The 16,445-nt window shown below is 70.5% G+C and carries 12 protein-coding genes; 3 read left to right on the top strand and 9 right to left on the bottom strand.

The annotated features are described in order from the left end of the window. Positions 1–19: 19 nt before the first annotated feature. The 4 genes from ACZ6WN_RS27630 to ACZ6WN_RS27615 form a co-directional block, all read right to left on the bottom strand. Entirely contained in the window at positions 20–952 is a 933-nt protein-coding gene (locus ACZ6WN_RS27630) for a lysophospholipid acyltransferase family protein (protein WP_465869346.1), read from the bottom strand. Between the two features lie 115 nt (positions 953–1,067). Then, the gene (larAH, locus tag ACZ6WN_RS27625; RefSeq protein ID WP_465869344.1) at positions 1,068–2,648 is read right to left on the bottom strand and encodes an NPN-dependent hydroxyacid isomerase, LarAH14/15/16 family; all 1,581 of its coding nucleotides are present in this window, start codon (positions 2,646–2,648) and stop codon (positions 1,068–1,070) included. A gap of 31 nt (positions 2,649–2,679) precedes the next feature. Next, on the bottom strand, positions 2,680–3,870 hold the full coding sequence (locus tag ACZ6WN_RS27620; RefSeq protein WP_465869342.1) for a zinc-dependent alcohol dehydrogenase: 1,191 nt from the start codon (positions 3,868–3,870) through the stop codon (positions 2,680–2,682). 10 nt (positions 3,871–3,880) lie between these two features. Then, the gene (locus ACZ6WN_RS27615; protein WP_465869340.1) at positions 3,881–6,166 is read right to left on the bottom strand and encodes an HAD-IB family hydrolase; all 2,286 of its coding nucleotides are present in this window, start codon (positions 6,164–6,166) and stop codon (positions 3,881–3,883) included. A gap of 96 nt (positions 6,167–6,262) precedes the next feature. Between ACZ6WN_RS27615 and ACZ6WN_RS27610 the strand changes: the two genes are divergently transcribed. From ACZ6WN_RS27610 to ACZ6WN_RS27600, 3 genes are all read left to right on the top strand, one after another. Further along, positions 6,263–6,760, top strand: a complete 498-nt coding sequence (locus ACZ6WN_RS27610; protein ID WP_465869339.1) for a hypothetical protein — start codon at positions 6,263–6,265, stop codon at positions 6,758–6,760. 399 nt (positions 6,761–7,159) lie between these two features. Continuing rightward, entirely contained in the window at positions 7,160–8,482 is a 1,323-nt protein-coding gene (locus tag ACZ6WN_RS27605) for an HNH endonuclease (RefSeq protein ID WP_465869337.1), read from the top strand. Between the two features lie 125 nt (positions 8,483–8,607). Continuing rightward, positions 8,608–8,943 carry a DUF1048 domain-containing protein gene (locus ACZ6WN_RS27600; RefSeq protein WP_465869335.1) on the top strand — a complete coding sequence of 112 codons (336 nt, stop codon included), beginning with the start codon at positions 8,608–8,610 and terminating at the stop codon, positions 8,941–8,943. Between the two features lies 1 nt (position 8,944). Here the strand turns inward: ACZ6WN_RS27600 and ACZ6WN_RS27595 are convergent, their stop codons facing one another. From ACZ6WN_RS27595 to ACZ6WN_RS27575, 5 genes are read right to left on the bottom strand one after another with little or no spacing between them, the layout of a single operon-like run. Next, positions 8,945–9,457, bottom strand: a complete 513-nt coding sequence (locus tag ACZ6WN_RS27595; RefSeq protein WP_465869333.1) for a GNAT family N-acetyltransferase — start codon at positions 9,455–9,457, stop codon at positions 8,945–8,947. Next, entirely contained in the window at positions 9,448–11,436 is a 1,989-nt protein-coding gene (locus ACZ6WN_RS27590) for a penicillin acylase family protein (RefSeq protein ID WP_465869332.1), read from the bottom strand. Before ACZ6WN_RS27590 ends, ACZ6WN_RS27595 begins: the two co-directional genes overlap by 10 nt. Beyond that, complete coding sequence (locus ACZ6WN_RS27585) at positions 11,433–13,685, bottom strand: GNAT family N-acetyltransferase (protein ID WP_465869331.1); 2,253 nt, start codon at positions 13,683–13,685, stop codon at positions 11,433–11,435. The genes ACZ6WN_RS27590 and ACZ6WN_RS27585 overlap by 4 nt, the downstream gene beginning before the upstream one ends. Beyond that, positions 13,682–14,998 carry a lysine N(6)-hydroxylase/L-ornithine N(5)-oxygenase family protein gene (locus tag ACZ6WN_RS27580; RefSeq protein ID WP_465869330.1) on the bottom strand — a complete coding sequence of 439 codons (1,317 nt, stop codon included), beginning with the start codon at positions 14,996–14,998 and terminating at the stop codon, positions 13,682–13,684. The genes ACZ6WN_RS27585 and ACZ6WN_RS27580 overlap by 4 nt, the downstream gene beginning before the upstream one ends. Continuing rightward, positions 14,995–16,434: a pyridoxal phosphate-dependent decarboxylase family protein gene (locus tag ACZ6WN_RS27575; protein ID WP_465869328.1), complete on the bottom strand. Its 1,440-nt coding sequence runs from the start codon at positions 16,432–16,434 to the stop codon at positions 14,995–14,997. The genes ACZ6WN_RS27580 and ACZ6WN_RS27575 overlap by 4 nt, the downstream gene beginning before the upstream one ends. Positions 16,435–16,445 lie beyond the last annotated feature (11 nt).

The following is a 16,445-nucleotide window of genomic DNA, read 5'->3' as shown; positions in this document are numbered from 1 at the left end:
CAGGTTCAGCGGCTCCGGATCAGCGCCGCCAGGCCCTGATCCGGTCGGGCTCGGGGTCGGGTGACTCCGTGGCCGCCCAGACCTTGCGCCACTCGGCGATCTCCTCACCGGCCGGGTCGGGCGTGCGCGACTCCGCGGCGCGGCGCATCGAGGCGTACCAGTCGGTGGCGTCCTCATCCAGCAGCCGCGCGACCGCGGACCGGATCCGGGGCGCGAACTCGCGCATCGACTCGCCCTCGGCCGGGCGGAGCGGCTCCCCGAAACGTACGGTCAGCTGGCGACGGCCCCCGGATCGGTCCTTCCCGGGCCAGCTCACCCCGCGCGGCATCGCCGCGTAGGTGCCGCGGTGGGCGATCGGGACGACGGGGACGCCGTACTCGAGGGCCAGGTAGGCGGCGCCGGACCGGAACCGGCCGACGGTGCCGTCCTTGGACCGGGTGCCCTCCGGGAAGACGACCAGCGACCAGCCGTCGGCGAGCACCTCACCGGGCGCGTTCGCGAGCGCGCCCCCACGGCGGTCGATCGGCAGCGTGTTGAAGACCAGCGAAGAGCCCACCGCCCGCCACCAGGTGTCGAAGAAGTAGTCGGCCGCGGCCGCGACCGCCGTACGCCGCCGCCACCGGTCCGGGAGGCTCAGCAGGATCAGCGGGGTGTCCAGGTGAGAGGCGTGGTTGGCCACGAAGATCACCGGCCCGTCGAGCTTCTCGAGCACATCGAGACCCTCGACCCGGGTCTTCACCTGGGAGCGGAACACCGCCTCCAGACCGGCCTGGGCGACCTCCCTGACCGCCCGCGCGGCCGGCTTGCGCGACCACTCGTTGTCGAAGACCGTCGTCGTCGCCGGCGGCACGAACGGCTCCGCCGACCGCGGCACCTGCGCGCGGTGCCCCCACCGCCAGCCCCGCTTCATGAGGCGTACGTCGCGGACCGTCTCTTTCCAGAAGCTGCTCATCGCGTCGCCTCCTCGCGGTGTAACACGTCGTTCGTAGGACTATTCGCCCGATCAGAACGACCGGATAGTCCTACGAACAGCGTGTTACAGCTGTCCCGCGACGCGCTGACCCACCTCATCGAACGTCCGCCAGCAGGTGCGGAGGGTTGCGCAGATAGGTGATCGACGGGCTCGGGCCGACCGTCGAGCTGGCCATCTCGAGCGCGTCCCGCAACGTGGTGGCGCTCCGGAAGCCCATCCGGGCCGCGGCCTTGGGGTTCCCACCGACCCAGATGACGTCGCCGAGGTGGTCGAGGGCGTGCGCGATCCAGTACCACATGTAGAACGGGTGGACGCCGTGGTAGGCGTTCGAGGTGCGGTAGAGGTGGACGTACCAGGGGTCGGTGGCGAACTGCTCCTCGAACTTCGGGCCGATCAACGCCGGGTCGGTGGTGTCGGCCAGCACCTCCTCGTAGAAGTCGACGTAGGAGGGGTGGGTGAGGGTGTTGAAGCCCTCGTCGAGCGGGTGGTAGAGGATCGCGACGCCGCCCTCGCGCACGACCGGCCGGCGCAGGTAGGAGTTGAAGTAGTAGCCCAGCCCCATACAGGCGGCCAGGATCGGGTTCATGGTCGAGTTGACGTTGTAGGGGCCCAGGTAGGGCACCCCCATCACCATCACGTCGGACTGTCCCTCGACCTTGACCCGCTGCTGCTGGTGGACGCGCTGCACGGTGAGCTCGTGCACCGGCTCGACGGCGCCGGCGGTGATCCCGGTCAGCCCGTAGTTGGACCGCAGGTCGTGGAACATCTTGTGGCGCATCTTCTGCGGCGCGACCGCGAGCCCTCGGCGCAGGCCGAGCACCGTCGCCTGGTCGCGCAGCGACCACTCCCACTCGCGCTTGAGCAGCGTGTCGTACGGCTTCCCGAAGACCTCGTTGTCGAGCGTCGTCTCGATCTGGAAGACCTTGACGTGCTCGCCGATCAGCCGGCCCATCCGCCAGGCCGAGGAGTGCATCTCGGAGTGCTTGTGGTCCATGAAGGAGCGCGAGTGCACCATCGTCTTGGCGTTGTGGTGGTGCTTGATCGACTTGTAGGAGGCCAGCCCGATGCCGACGGACTTGTGGCCGCCGTCCATCGCGACGAGGTTGACGTTGACGTAGATCAGCAGGTCGGAGGTGGCCGCCCGCTTGTTGATCTCGACGTCCTCGCCCTTCTCGGTGACGCCCATGTGCTCGAGGTTGGTGCGGTCCTCAGCATCGTGGTTGTAGAGCAGCCCCTGCGGCGCGAAGCTGCGGAAGACCCGCTCGCCGACGATGTGCTTCATCTCGGCGTCGGTCATCCGGCGGTGCAGGGCGAGCGCGGCGATGATCTCGACGTCATCGACACCCTTCTCGGCCGCGATCGTGAGCACCTGCTCGATGATCCGGCCGCGGATGTCGGGGGCCTTCATCGTGGGCAGTGGCAGGGAGAGGTCGTCGAAGGCGATCGTCAGCCGCATCCCCGGGAACATCAGCTCCCGCAGCGGCTCGGAGTCCACCGGGTTCTCCAGGGCCTCCCGGATCGCCCCGTCGACGTCCGGCACCGTCGGCAGCGACTCGGGCGGGTAGACCACCCGGGTGCCCTGCGGGAACTCCTCCAGCCGGAACCCGAGCCCCTCGTGGACGAGCAGGGGCGGCGTACGGTCGTCGACCTCCAGCACGAAACCTGGCCGTGTCATCGATGACTCTCCTTCTTCAAGACGGCTGTGCTCAATTCGTTCGGCGGGGGTCGAAGGCCACCTTGACGGTGCCGAGCCGACCGGCTGAGTGGGCATGGTCGAGGGCCTCGCGCCAGCGGTGGAGCGGGTAGGGCGCGACGGTCTTGGCGAGGCGGCACATGGCGTCGTGACCCACCAGGTCCAGCGCGGTGGCGAAGTCGCCGGAGCCGCGCGAGGAGGCGTACGTCCCGACGATCTCGAGCTCCCGGAACCAGGCCGCGGACAGATCGGCTGAGGCGGGCATCCCGGAGAGCACCACCCGCCCACCCGCGCGGGTGGCGTGCAGGCAGGTCTGCAGCGACTCCTTCGAGCCGACCGCGTCGACGGTCACGTCCACGCCACCGAGGAGGTAGGGAGACGAGAGCATCTCCGGCTCGAGCATGAAAGCGCTGGTCGCACGGCGAATTCTCCGCAGCGTCTCGGAGGGCGCGACCACCTCGGTGGCGCCGAACTCCAGCGCCAGCTCGCGCTGGTGAGCGTGCTTGGCGACGACCAGGATCTCGCCGGCGTCGGTGAGCTCGCGCAGGGCCAGCGTGGCCAGCAGACCGACCGAGCCGGCACCCGAGACGAGCACCCGGTCACCGGGCTTGACCGCGGCTCTTCGTGCGGTGTGCACCGCGCAGGCCACCGGCTCGGCGAGCAGCGCCTGCTCGTCGGAGTAGCCTTCCGGCACCACGTGGAGCTGGGAGCGGTGCACCGAGAGCTGCTGGGACCAGCCGCCTCCGGTGTCGTGACAGAAACCCGTCTGCAGGCCGGAGGAGATGTCGCCGACCGTGATCCGGGAGCACCGGTTGGTCTCGCCGCGCACACACGCCTCGCACGCCTCCAGCCCGCGCGCGGCGCAGGTCAGGACCGGGTCGACGACCACGCGGGTGCCGGCCGCCAGGTCGCCGCAGGGCTCGAGCAGCTCGCCCACGATCTCGTGGCCGGGCACGAACGGCAGGCTGACCAGCGGCTGGAAGTAGAGGCTCGTCCTTCCCGACAGCATCCCCAGGTCGGAGCCACAGATGCCGGAGAGCGAGACCCGCAGCCGCGCCCACCCCTCGTGCTCGACCCTCGGCGGGTCGAGCGTCACCAACCGCAGCGGCGCCGCGGCCCCGGTCAGCAGCAGCGGCAGGTGCCGCCCGGCCAGCTTCCCGACCGCCGTCTTGGCGACGCTGCGGTACATCTCGAGCGCGAGCATCAGTGCCTCCTCATCGGCGCAGTCCCACCGGATCGAGAGTCCGGCTCGCGTGGCCCGGGGACTCCCAGTCGACGATCGGCCAGTGCGACTTCTTGGCGTGCCGGAAGAGAGGTACGTCGGGCCGGACCGCCACCGGGTGGCCGACCGCCGCCAGCAGCGGGAGGTCGGAGTGGGAGTCGGCGTAGGCGAAGCAGTCGGCCGGGGCGATCCCCTCGCGGCGTGACCATTCGCGGACGAACGCGCCGCGCGACTCACCGACCAGCGGCGAGGCGGCCAGGTGACCCGTGCAGAACCCACGGTCGTCGACGGCCAGGTCGGCCGCCTCGATGTGGTCGAAGAGTGGCAGCAGCGGCCGGGTCAGCGGGCGGATCGCGCCGGTGACCAGGACCGTGACGTGCCCCGCCGCCCGGTGCTCGCGGATCCGCCGGACCGCGTCCGGTGCCAGCCGCCCGAGGATGTGCGTGGTCAGGTGCTCGTCGACGATCTGGTCGAGTTCGGAGAGCCGCGCGCCGGCGTACTCCTTGTAGACCGTACGCAGCAGCGAGCTGCGCTCGGCACGGTCCGCCCACACGTACCTGGGCACCTTGCCGGCCATCCGGGCGATCTCGGCGGCCTTCCGGGTGCCCGACAGCTCACCGAGGCGCAGCCAGAGGTAGGTCTCGATCACGTTGGAGGACATCAGGGTGCCGTCGAGGTCGAAGAAGGCCGCGACCCGTCCGTCCTTGAGCTGCGGGAGCCGGCCCGGGACCGGCCTCTTCCGCAGCTTGCGCAGCTCGTCGAGCTCACGGACCGGCTTGGTCACCGACGGCACGTGGATGTCGTGGAGGTATTCGTGCCAGTCGATCACGCCGGTGTCGAAGGCGAAGGTCTCCTGGTCGGCCGGCGACAGCGAGCGATAGAGCGCGAGCGTGTTGGCATCGACGAAGCGGAGGTCGGCCTGGGCGTACTCCTTGTAGAGGTCCAGGTAGCGCCGCAGGAACTGCAGCCGCCGGCCCTGCCGGTCGAGGTCGCGGGCCCAGCCGCGGGTGCGGTCGCTGCGCGGGGCCAGTCCGAGCAGCCTGTCGGCGACCTTGTGCACCCTCTCACCGGTCGCCATCATCCGCTCGACCGAGGCCCCGCCCGGGAACGTCCACTCCGGCAGCCGGGCCGCACCGCGGTCACCCGCCGCGAACGGCTCCTTGGAGAAGTAGGCCCGCACGGTCTCGTAGAGCATCCCGAACGTCACCGGGTTGCGGTCTCCGGAGGCGAGGTGGAAGTAGGCCCGGTCGCCGTGCTCCGGCGGGTGGGCCAGGCAGGCCACGATCGCGGCGACGACGTGGTCGACGGGGACTATGTCGACGGGAGTGTCCGCGGCCGCCGGGAAGAGCGGCAGCTCGCCGCGCCCGTAGGCCAGGATCAGCGGCTCGGCCATCTTGAAGCCCTCGATCCAGCCCGGGTAAGGGCGCGAGAGGGACGACTCGATGATCGCGGGGCGGAAGATCGTGACCCGGTTCCCCGCCGCGGCGTGGGCCTCGACGACCCGCTCGCCCAGCGCCTTGGTGAAGGTGTAGCAGTCGGTCCAGCCCAGCGACCGCGCCCGCTCGGTGCCGAGCCGGACGAGCTCGTCCTTCACCCACTTCTTGCGCGCCTCCTCGGCGGCAGCGGCGGCGGTGATCAGGCCCGCGCGCCCGTGCTCGCGCTCGGCCTGCTTGCGCAGCCGGGAGATCACCTCGACACCGCGCGAGCGCTCCTCGACCGCCGCCCGCTGCGCGAGCCCCCAGGCGAGCTCGGCCTCGAGGTCGACGTCATGATCGACCGGGCCCTCGGGGATGTGCCCCCGGCGCCGCCCGGAGACGTACGCGGTCGAGACGTGCAGGTAGTGGATGTCCCGCCCCGACTCCTCGACCCGCCTGAGCAGCTCGCGGACGCCGACGACGTTGGTGACGAAGCCTTCGTCGACCGGCGGGTCGAACGAGACGTCGCCCGCGGAGTGCACCACGGCGTCGAGGTCGTCCGGCAGCGCCGGCGGGTCCGACAGATCGCCCTCCACGACGTTCACCTGTGCGTCCGCGACGGACTCGAAGATCGGCTTGGCCAGCATCTTCGCGATCCGCGCGGCTCCCGGCGTCGACCCCTTGGGCCGGACCAGGACGCTGAGACGTACGTCCGGCACCTCGGTCAGCAGCAGATGCAGCAGCGCCTCCCCCACGAACCCGGTCACCCCCGTGAGCAGCACATGCTGTCCCGCGAGCCGTTCCCGAATGGAGGCCCGAGTGTGGTCGTCGTGATGGGTTCCCTGCACCAGGTCAGAGGTCACGGGAGCGATTGTGCCCGGTCGAGGCAACCCCCGTGACTCCTTTTCCGGGCTCGACCTGAGAAACTGCGTAGAACCCCGAATCCCGAGGAGAGGTACGTGTCGAGGAAGCTGCTGAGCGTCGCGGCCGTCCTCTCCGCGACCGCTCTCGCGGGCTGCGGGTCCGGGGAGCCCAGCAGCGGCAGCCCAGGGCCGAGCCCCTCGACCTCCTCCCCCGTCGAAGCCTCCGGGCCTTGTCTCTTCGAACCTGCCCAGGTCGCGCGTGCCATCCCTGGTTCGTGGTCGCACACCGCCGACGAGGACGTCTGCACCTACACCAGCGACCGGGGCGCGATCTTCGTGACGACCCTCGTCGACACCTCCGTCTCTGCCGGGCTCGCTGCCAGTCGGGAGGACTGCATCTCCTCTCCTGCGCCTGTCGAGGTCGGCGATCGGGCGTTCGTGTGCATCGAGTCGCACGATGACGGGGACCTCGTCGTCGGCAACGTTGCTGTCGGGAGTCGGCTGTGGTCTCTTGTCATCGTTCCTGACGAGGGGGTTCATGACGCTGAGCTCGGGGCCATGGGGCGGCTTGTGGCGATGGTTGCTGGGTCGTAGGTGGCTTTCGGCTCGCTGGTCGAGCCGCGTGCCCCGCTTGCTCCCGCTGGTCGAGCCGCCGGAGCCGCTAGGCGAAGGCGTGTCGAGACCAACACGGTCACTTTGCTCGGGACTTCTCGGTTGGCGACTGCTTCTTCGTTTTAGGGTTCGCCGCCGACCCGGTCTTTGAGTGTTTCTCGATCGCGCGCCGCGTCAAGGACGGGCTGCGCCCGCCGGCTTCGCCGGTGGCCTGCGGCCATCCTGGACTCGGCACCCGATCGAGAAAAGATTTCGCCTGTATCGGGGCGGCGGCGAGGGGTGTGGTGCGGGTTCACGTGTCTTGTTCGCTGACTGCGTACATTGGTTCTGACCAGCATAAATGGTTCGTCTTATCGTGCTCGATCGCATATAATAAGGCGCATGAACGAGACCATCGACCACCTCCTCTACGGGCCACCTTCGGGTGCGTCCGAGGGGGACCTGGTCGACTGGATCAGCCGTCTCGAAGCCATCAAGTGCGCCGCCGAGGCCGTTCAGGCAGAGGCTTCGGTACGGCTCGACGAAGTCGTCCGGGCACGCCAATCCGAGGCTGGGGTACCTGCCCGGAAGCTGGGCGAGGGGGTCGCCTCCCAGGTCGCTTTGGCGCGCCGGGTCTCCCCGGAGAAAGGCGCCAAGCTGCTCGGGCTCGCGAAGATCCTGATCGCGGAGATGCCGCACACCTTCACGCTGATGAAGGCCGGGCTGTTCTCGCAGTGGCAGGCCACCATCCTCGCCCGCGAGACCGCCTGCCTCTCCCTCGATGACCGCCGCGCCATCGACGAGCAGCTCTGCTCCACCGGCCCTGCCGGAGAGCCGGCCCGGGCGGTGGCGATGGGGCTGCGCCAGCTCGAGAACGCCGCCAAGAAGCTCGCCATCACCCTCGACCAGGAATCCGTCGTCGCCCGCGCCGCGAACGCCGAAAAGGACCGCCGCGTCAGCCTGCGGCCGGCACCCGACACGATGACCTGGCTCGGCGCTCTGCTCCCCGTCAAGGACGGAGTCGCCGTCTTCGCGGCCCTGGACCAGGCCGCGAAGAGTGCTGCGGCTGCCGGTGACGAGCGGAGCCGGGGTCAGGTCATGGCCGACACCCTCATCGACCGCGTCACCGGCCGCGAGACCGGCGGTGTGAAGCCTCGGATCGAGGTCAAGATCGTGATGAGCGCCGAAGCCCTCGCCAACACCCACGACCAGCCCGCCCTCGTGGAGGGCTACGGACCCGTCCCCGCAACCTGGGCCCGCGAATCCCTTGCTGACGCCGAGGTGTTCCTCCGGCGCCTGTTCACCGACCCCGCCGGCCAGCTCGTGGCAATGGAGTCCCGCGCCCGCAAAGCCCCCGACGGGCTCGCCGAGTTCATCACCACCCGCGACGGCGGGACCTGCCGCACCAACGGCTGCGACGTCCCGATCCGCAACATCGACCACATCCAACGCCACACCGACGGCGGCGAAACCAGCGCCGCGAACCTTCAAGGTCTCTGCGTGCGATGCAACCAAGCCAAGGAGGCCCTCGACTGGCGGGCCAGAGCAGAACCAGACGGCAGCATCATCACGACCACACCCACCGGGCACACCTACACCAGCCCGCCACCCGACACCTGGAAACCGGACCCACCGCCCGACACCCGGGCGCCAGACCCAGTGCCCCTGTCACCAGCCGAGATCCGGTTGCGCGACCTGATCCTCGACCACACCCTCGCGGCCTGAGGGCCACGACCGGCGGAAACTTTCTTCGGATCGGTGCTTGACCTTGACGCTACGTCAGGCCTGCACGCTTCTTCCACAGCCCCAAACCGGGGCCAAGCAAACAACCCGGAAGAAGGAGCGCCACCATGAACAACATCCTCACCCGCCTCATCGGTGACAAGAAGGACTGGAAGCGGATGGAAGCCCGCGCCGCCGAGCTCCCGGCCGACTACCGCACCGTCTATGGCGAGATGAAGAACTACCTGTGGCGCTTCACCAGCGGTGACGGCATGGACATCGTCGAGGTCCTGCGCGACATCCTCGACCTCTTCGAGACCGAGGCCGCCGCCGGACGCAGCGTCATCGAGGTCACCGGACCCGACCTGGCCGCGTTCTGCGACGCCCGGCTGCCCGAGCAGCACGACGCCTACCGGAACAAGCTCCGCGCCAACCTCAACCAGGTCGCCGAGAAGCTGTCGTGAGTCAGGGCAGGTCGAGGAAGGCGTACTGGGCGACCTTGTGCGGAAGCTCGACGACGGGGCCGCGTTCGAAACCGTAGTCGTCGAGCCGGGCGAGGGAGGCGTCGTTGGTGGCGTCGGGCTCGACGACGACGCGGCGGGCGCCGGACTTGGAGATGACCTCTTGGATGAAGAAGTCGAGGACGTCCTCGGTCCGGCCCTTGCGGGCCGGGGTGTCGGCCAGGAAGAGGTGGGCGCCGATGTCGCCGGGACGGCGGTCGTAGAAGGTGCCGAGCTCGTCGACCTCGGGGTCCCAGGTCTGGAAGAGCGCGACCGGCTCGCCGTCGATCTCGACGATGTACGCCGCCAGGTGCGGTTGCTCCTGCAGCCAGGTGTAGATCTCCTCGATCTCCTCGCGCGGCTTCTCGACCATGCCCCAGAAGCGGGCGCGGTCGTCGTGCAGCCAGCCGTCCAGCAGATCGAGGTCGGCCGAAGGATCCAGGTCGCGGATGGTCAGGGCCGGGCTTGTCAGGGGCATGTCTTCTCCTCGGTGAGCAGGGACCAGTCGGTGACGACGCGTACCGCGCCTCCGGCGGCCCAGGCGTCGTGCTGGTCGGTGTGGTGGGGGCTGTCGGGATCGCCGCCGGCACCCAGCGGTACGACCCATCGGCTGTTGTCGCGGTCGGCGAGGTCCCAGGCGTACCGGGCCACCGAGCCCCGGACGGTCACGGCCGTGCCCGGGATCCAGGCGTTGCTGCGGACCGTGTCGGTGTCGCCAGGCAGCGGGGTGGCGGGGACGGTGCGGGTGTGCGGGAGCTCGAACTGCTCCAGCGCGTGCAGCGGCCAGAAGCGGTGGTTCTGCGGCCAGGCGACCGGATCGTGCACCGCGCGTGCCGCGTCGGCGACCAGCTCGCGCAGGTCCAGCCCGAACGGCTTCTCGGCGGCCAGGATGACGTGCAGCGCGCCGGCCACCCGGGCGGGCAGGCTGAACCACGGCTCGTAGAGCGGCCCGTGCTCCGACGGCTCCCGCAGCGGCGCGAGCACCGGTGCCGCACAGATACGGTCGACCACCTCGGCCCGCAGCGCGGCGTACCAGGCAGCGCCCGAGGAGCTGTCCATCGCACCGTCCCAGTCGTCCAGCGCCGGCGGCCACACCTCGGACGGGACCAGCGCGAGCAGCGGATCCCCGGCGGTCTGGGTGGTGTCGGCGAGCACCGCCACCGCCTGCTCGGCGTCGAGCGGTCCGGCATCGTCGAGAAGCTGCCCGATCCGGTCGGCCCGGAACGGCGGCGCGAAGCCGGCCGCGAGCACGTCGAACTCCGGCATGCACCGGTCGTTGGCGGTGACGACGGAGCCGTCCGCAGGGGCCGTACGCCGCGGAAGCGGGTCGACCCAGCCGGTCCACTCCCCCGCCTCGTCGCGCCGCGGCACCCGGCCGCCGACGGTGTGGACGACCTCGCCTGCGACGTCGGCGATCACCCAGTTGTTGACCGGCTCGACCCAGTGCTCCACCGCGGCCTCGACGTCGGCGGCCGAACGGGCCCGCAGCAGCGGCAGCAGCGCCCCGAAGCCGAGGTCGTCGAGCTCGTGGCCGGGCGTACGCAGCGCCTGGCCCCAGCCCTCCTCCGGATCATCGAGGACCACCGGCCCACGCTCGGTCTCGAGGACCTCGACCGAGACCGGCTCCTGCCCGCGGACCAGCACCGTCTCCACGCTCCGGCGCACGACGTCACCGCCCGGGCGCAGGTCGACACGGTAGAGATCCTGATAGTCGCCCATCGCGTTGGTGATCCCCCACGCGACGTGCCCGGCGTGCGCGAAGTGCTGCACGCCGGGCACGCCGGGGAAGGTCATCCCGACCACGTCGAAGGTGTCCTCGGGGTCGGTGCAGGCCAGCCGGACCTGGAGGTAGACGTTGGGCGCCTCGAAGACCCGGTGCGGGTCACCGGCCACGATAGGCGCCCCGGAGACCGTACGTCCGCCGCCGACGGCGTACGCGTTGGAGCCACCGGACAGGCCCTCGGTGCGGAACAGCTCGGACTCGACACCGAGCACCCGTGCGGCCCGCGCCCCGAAGAGCTTCGAGGGGAACGAGCCGAAGAGGATCTGCTGCACCCAGAAGACCGCCAGCGGGGTCCACGGCTGCCAGGTCCCCGGCGCCGGCCCGAGGCCGTCGGGCCCGTCGAGCTCGACGCACGACGTCTCCTCGAGCCCGGCCCGGACCCCCTCGACGTACGCCGTCAGGAACCGCCGCGTCTCCTCGTCGAGCCGCTCGAAGGCGGCCTGTGCCACCGCCGCGATCCGGGCACGGCGGGCGAAGGTGTCCCACTCCAGCCCAGCGGGGCCGAGCAGCTCGGCGGTGCGGCCCTCGCCGCGCAGGCGCTCGATCTCGAGCTGCCAGACGCGGTCGCGCGCGGTGGCCCGGCCCTGCAGCCGGGCCACCTCGGCGAGCGAGGCACCCCGCACGTGCGGGATGCCCCACTCGTCGCGGCTGAGCCCATGTGATGGGCCGCTCATGCGATCGGGTTGGCCAAAGTGCCGGCGAACATGAGCGACTCGGCCTGGTCGGTGATGTCGACCATCTGCAGCGTGTTGCGCAGCTGGAGCCGGTTCAGGCACGAGTGACGGAAGCGCGGGCGGAGGAAGTCGTAGCGCTCCACCGCCTCGGCCAGCTCGGGGTGGTCGGCGGCGTGGTCGACGATGCAGGCCCGGGCCTCGGCCCAGAACTCGGTCTCCGGAAGCACCCCCTCATCATCGAGGATCGCGGCGACGTAGCGCAGCACCCCGTCGAAGATGTCCGTGTGGACGGCCAGCGCCTTGACGTCGTCGGGGAAGGAACCGCGGATCCGGGAGACCTCCGCGGGCAGCGGCAGGTCACCCATCACCGCCACCTCCTCGCCGATGTCCTTCATGAACATCCGCACCGGGACGTGGTCGCGCAGCACCATCACCAGGTTCTCGCCGTGCGGCATGAACGCCAGGTCGTAGGCCAGCAGGCAGTGCACCAGCGGGCGCAGGTAGGCGTCGAGGTAGCGGCGCACCCACTCCCGGGCCGGCAGCCCGGAGGCGCGCACCAGCTCGGCGGCGTACGAGGCGCCGGCGGCGTCGCGGTGGAGCAGTGCCGCCATCGTCGCGCAGCGCTCGCCCTCGGCGAGCCGCGGCACCGGCGACTCGCGCCACAGCGCGGCGATCATCTTCCGGTACGGCGAGGGGCTCGGCAGGGCATGGAAGACGTCGCCGGTCCAGCCGATCGAGGCGAGCTCGCGCAGCACCCCGAAGCCGCGCTCCTTCAGCTCCGCGTCGCCCTCCACCAGGTCGGCGACCCAGTCGTTGATGACCGGCGTGGCCGCCATGTAGGCCGGCGAGAGCCCCCGCATGAAGCCCATGTTCTGGATCGACAGCGCGGTCTTGACGTAGTGCCGCTCGGGACGCGAGGTGTTGAAGTACGTCCGGATCGACTGCTGCGGGCGGTGGACGTCCTCGGCCTCGCCGACCAGGACGAGCCGGCGCGCGGCCACGTCGGTGGCGAAGGTGACCGCCAGCTTGTGGCGCCACTGCCAGGGGTGGACGGGCAGGTAGCGGAACCCGTCCGGGTCCAGCCCGAGCCCGCGCAGCTTCGCCGCGAACCGGGCCAGTGTCGCCTCGCCGAGCTCGGCGGCATACAGCCGCGACTCGTCCTCGCCGCGGCCCAGGGCCAGGTGGGACTGGTCCCGGGAGACGGCGACCCACAGCAGGCTCAGGTCGTTGCTCGTCTCCGGCGCCCAGCGGGCGTGGTCGTCGATGTCGAAGCCGATCCGGCCGTTGTTGGCGACGAAGGCCGGGTGGCCCTCGCTCATCGCGCCCTCGACGCTCTGGTGGTCGGCGTCGACCAGGTCGGCGGCGGTCAGCGTCTGGTGCTCGAGCTTCCAGCAGGCCGAGGCGATGGTGGCCGCCAGCTCCTCCAGGTAGGTCGGCAGCAGCTTGTCCGGGATCCCCAGGTCGGGCGCGAACTCGGCGACGAACGCCTGCGCGTCGACCTCGGCCTCCTCGCCGTCGGTCCGCCGGACGATCGAGGCCGGGTCCACCACCCAGTGCTCGAGCTGGAAGCGGCGGGCGGTGAAGGCGTACGTCGAGGACGGTCCGTGCAGCTCCCAGCCCGCGTCGGTCGCCACCGGCGCGATCATCCGCTCGTGGCTGAACTCCGCGATCGCCTTGGCGACCAGGTGCCGGTGCGCGACGCGCAGGTTCTCCGGGCGCAGGTGGGCGGCCGCGAACATCTCCCGGGTGCAGACCGAGAGCATCGCGGTCTTCTCCCCGAGGCTGAGCTCGCGCAGCTCGACGAAGCCCGCCTCGGTGTTCTTGCGCCGGATCGCCTCGTTGCGTACGTCCGGCTCGACCACCACGCGACGCACACCCGGGTCCGCGAAGCAGTGCCGCATGACCGCCCGGAAGACCCGGGTCGTGTAACCGGAGACGGCCTCACCGGAGGTCGGCGCGACCAGGACGTGCATGCCCAGGTCGCCAGGTGCCAGGTCGGGCACGTGGGTGATGCCGGCGAGCTCGCTGCGCGCGGGGTCGTAGGTCTCGACCAGGAACGCGGGCGCGCCGTCGACCCGGCCGAGCCAGGCGTGGTGGTGCGGGTGCTCGGCGATGCGCGCATACTCCGCGGCGACGTCCTCCAGCGTCGCGTCCAGCATCATCCAGTACGCCGAGCGCGGGTGGGTCACCCAGGCGTGGACGGTGCCGAGGTGGGCCTCGATCTCGAGCGGCTCGATCGTGATCCTCATCGGTTCTCCTCCGTCTGCCGGCCGGCGCCGGGCTGAATCTTGAAGCGGTCGGGCACACCGAACTCCTGGAAAGCGACCCGCTTCTCGACCGGATAGGGCTCCCGGCCGAGGATGGCGGCGAGGATCACCGAGCTGCGGTAGGCGCCCATGCCGAGGTCGGGGGCGACGAAGCCGTGGGTGTGCTCCTCGCCGTTCTGCACCCAGATCTCGCGGTCGGCGGTGTCGACCGAGAAGGTCGAGCTGGCGGCGTAGCGCCCCTGCTCGTCGAGGCGGAGCCGGTCCCGGACGGGCTCGAGGAAGGACGGGATGCCGGCGCGGTAGCCGGTGGCCAGGACCAGCGCCTCGGTCGCCATCTCGTAGTCCTCCTCCTGCTCCACGTGGTGGAGAGCGAGGTGATAACCGTCCTCGGTGCGGGTCACGCCGCGCACCTCGGTGTTGGTCAGCAGCGTGGTCTCGGCCGCCTCGGTGACCGAGCGGGTGTAGAGCGCCTCGTGGATCGCGTCGATCGTGTCGCCCGAGATGCCCTTGTAGAGGCTCTGCTGCGCCTTCAGGAGCCGCTCGCGCTTCTCGGCGGGCAGCGCCTGGAAGTAGGCGGAGTACTCCGGGGAGGTCAGCTCGAGGGTGAGCTTGGTGTACTCCATCGAGAAGAACCGCGGGCTGCGGGTCAGCCAGGCCAGCTGGTAGTCGTGGTCGGGCTGGGCGGTCAGCAGGTCGAGGTAGACCTCGGCGGCCGACTGACCGCTACCCACCACGGTGATGCTGCGCCGGGTGACGAGCTCGTCGCGGCGAGCCAGGTACTCCGAGCTGTGCAGCGCCGTACCCTCCGCGGCCACGGCCTCGGCCGCGCACTCGGGGACTCGTGGGGTCGTCCCGGTCCCGAGCACCAGCCGCCGGGTCCGATGCCGCTCCCCGGAGGCGGTGGTGACGACGTACGTCTCCCCGTCGTGCTCCACCGAGGTGACCTGCTGGCCGAAGCGGACGGAGTCGAGCCGTTCGGCGACCCACTGGCAGTACTGGTTGTACTCACGCCGGTGGGGCAGGAAGTTCTCCCGGATGTAGAACGGGTAGATCCGGCCGGTCTGCTTGAGGAAGTTGAGGAAGCTGAACCGCGAGGTCGGGTCGGCCATCGTCACCAGGTCGGCGAGGAACGGCACCTGCAGGGTCGCCTCGTCGAGCATCATCCCGGGGTGCCAGTCGAACCGGTCGCGGCCCTCGAGGAAGAGACAGTCGAGCTCGTCGATCGGGTCGGCGAGGGCGGCCAGGCCGAGGTTGAACGGGCCGAGCCCGATGCCGATCAGGTCATGTGTCGTCATCGGACGACCTCCGGGACGGCCCGGCCCAGCGTACGGACCTGCTCGATGAGGTCGAGCACGTCGGCGACGGTGGCCTTGGGGTTGAGCAGGGTGAGCTTGAGGAACTGCCGGCCGTCGACCTTGGTCGCGGCGACGACGCCGCGGCCGCCGCTCCACATCTCGGCGCGGATGCGGCGGTTGAGGTCGCCAAGAGCGTCTTCGTCCAGGTGCGGGTCGACGTAGCGGAAGACGACCGTGGAGAGCTGGGAGGGCGTGATGACCTCGATGTCGGGCTGCACGCTGAGGATGTCGTAGACCTCGCGCGCCAGGTCGATCACGGTCTCGAGGTAGGCGCCGATCTGGTCGGGGCCCATCGTGCGCAGCGTCAGCCACAGCTTGAGCGCGTCGAAGCGGCGAGTGGTCTGCAGGGACTTGTCGACCTGGTTGGGGTTCTCCGACTCCCGCGGGTTGAGGTAGTCGGCGTACCAGGAGGCGTGCTGCAGGCTCGCCCGGTCGCGGACCAGCAGGGCGCTGGAGGAGACCGGCTGGAACCACGTCTTGTGGTAGTCGATGGTGATCGAGCTCGACCGCTCGATGCCGTCGAGCAGGTGGCGGTACTTCGGCGAGGCGAGCAGCCCGCCGCCGTACGCCGCATCGACGTGGAACCAGACGTTGAAGTCCTGGCAGGCGTCCGCGATGGCGTGCAGCGGGTCGATGACGCCGAAGTCGGTGGTGCCGGCGGTGGCCACGACCGCGGCCGGGACGAGACCGTCGACGACGCACTCGTCGAGCGCCTCGCGCAGCGCGACGACGTCCATCCGGTGCTCGGCGTCGGTCGGGATCGCGATCGCGGCCGCGTCGCCCATGCCGAGCAGCCGAGCGGACTTGGCGATGGAGAAGTGGCTGTCGGCCGAGGTGAGGAAGCGCAGCCGGTCCAGAGGTACGCCGCGGCGCTCCGCCTCACCACGGGCCAGGAGCAGCGCCTGCAGGTTGGACTGGCTGCCGCCGCTGGTGAAGATGCCGTCGCGGGTCGCCTCCGGGTAGCCGGCGCGCGCCGCGGTCCAGTCGATGAGACGGCGCTCCATGAACGTACCGCCCACCGACTGGTCGAAGGTGTCCATCGAGGTGTTGACGGCCGCGATCAGCAGCTCGCCGACGAGGGAGGGGATCACGACCGGGCAGTTGAGGTGCGCGGCATAGGAGGGGTCGTGGAACCAGACCGCGTCCTGGAGCCACAGCTTGCTGACCTCGGCCAGCGCGGCGGCGCCATCGGCGAGGGGGTTGTCCAGGTCGACCTCGGCGACCGGTTCGGCGGCCGCCTCGGGCGAGATCCCGGTGGTGGGGCCCTCGAGGGTGGCGAGCTGGTCGACGAGCAGCCGGATTGCTTCGGTGATGCCGCTGGTGTACTCACGAGCATTGTCGGGGTGGAACAGATGCTCCAAGTGCGGTGCGCTCACTGGTCTCCTTC

It is taken from the genome of Nocardioides sp. NPDC054178 (genome assembly GCF_055585005.1).
This window is presented reverse-complemented; position numbering and strand designations above follow the sequence as displayed.

Coding starts and splice junctions, on each gene's coding strand:
- ACZ6WN_RS27605 (WP_465869337.1), top strand. CDS start 7,160: ATGAACGAGACCATCGACCACCTCCTCTACGGGCCACCTTCGGGTGCG.
- ACZ6WN_RS27620 (WP_465869342.1), bottom strand. CDS start 3,870: ATGCTCGCGCTCGAGATGTACCGCAGCGTCGCCAAGACGGCGGTCGGG.
- ACZ6WN_RS27630 (WP_465869346.1), bottom strand. CDS start 952: ATGAGCAGCTTCTGGAAAGAGACGGTCCGCGACGTACGCCTCATGAAG.
- ACZ6WN_RS27600 (WP_465869335.1), top strand. CDS start 8,608: ATGAACAACATCCTCACCCGCCTCATCGGTGACAAGAAGGACTGGAAG.
- ACZ6WN_RS27590 (WP_465869332.1), bottom strand. CDS start 11,436: ATGAGCGGCCCATCACATGGGCTCAGCCGCGACGAGTGGGGCATCCCG.
- ACZ6WN_RS27580 (WP_465869330.1), bottom strand. CDS start 14,998: ATGACGACACATGACCTGATCGGCATCGGGCTCGGCCCGTTCAACCTC.
- ACZ6WN_RS27585 (WP_465869331.1), bottom strand. CDS start 13,685: ATGAGGATCACGATCGAGCCGCTCGAGATCGAGGCCCACCTCGGCACC.
- larAH (WP_465869344.1), bottom strand. CDS start 2,648: ATGACACGGCCAGGTTTCGTGCTGGAGGTCGACGACCGTACGCCGCCC.
- ACZ6WN_RS27595 (WP_465869333.1), bottom strand. CDS start 9,457: ATGCCCCTGACAAGCCCGGCCCTGACCATCCGCGACCTGGATCCTTCG.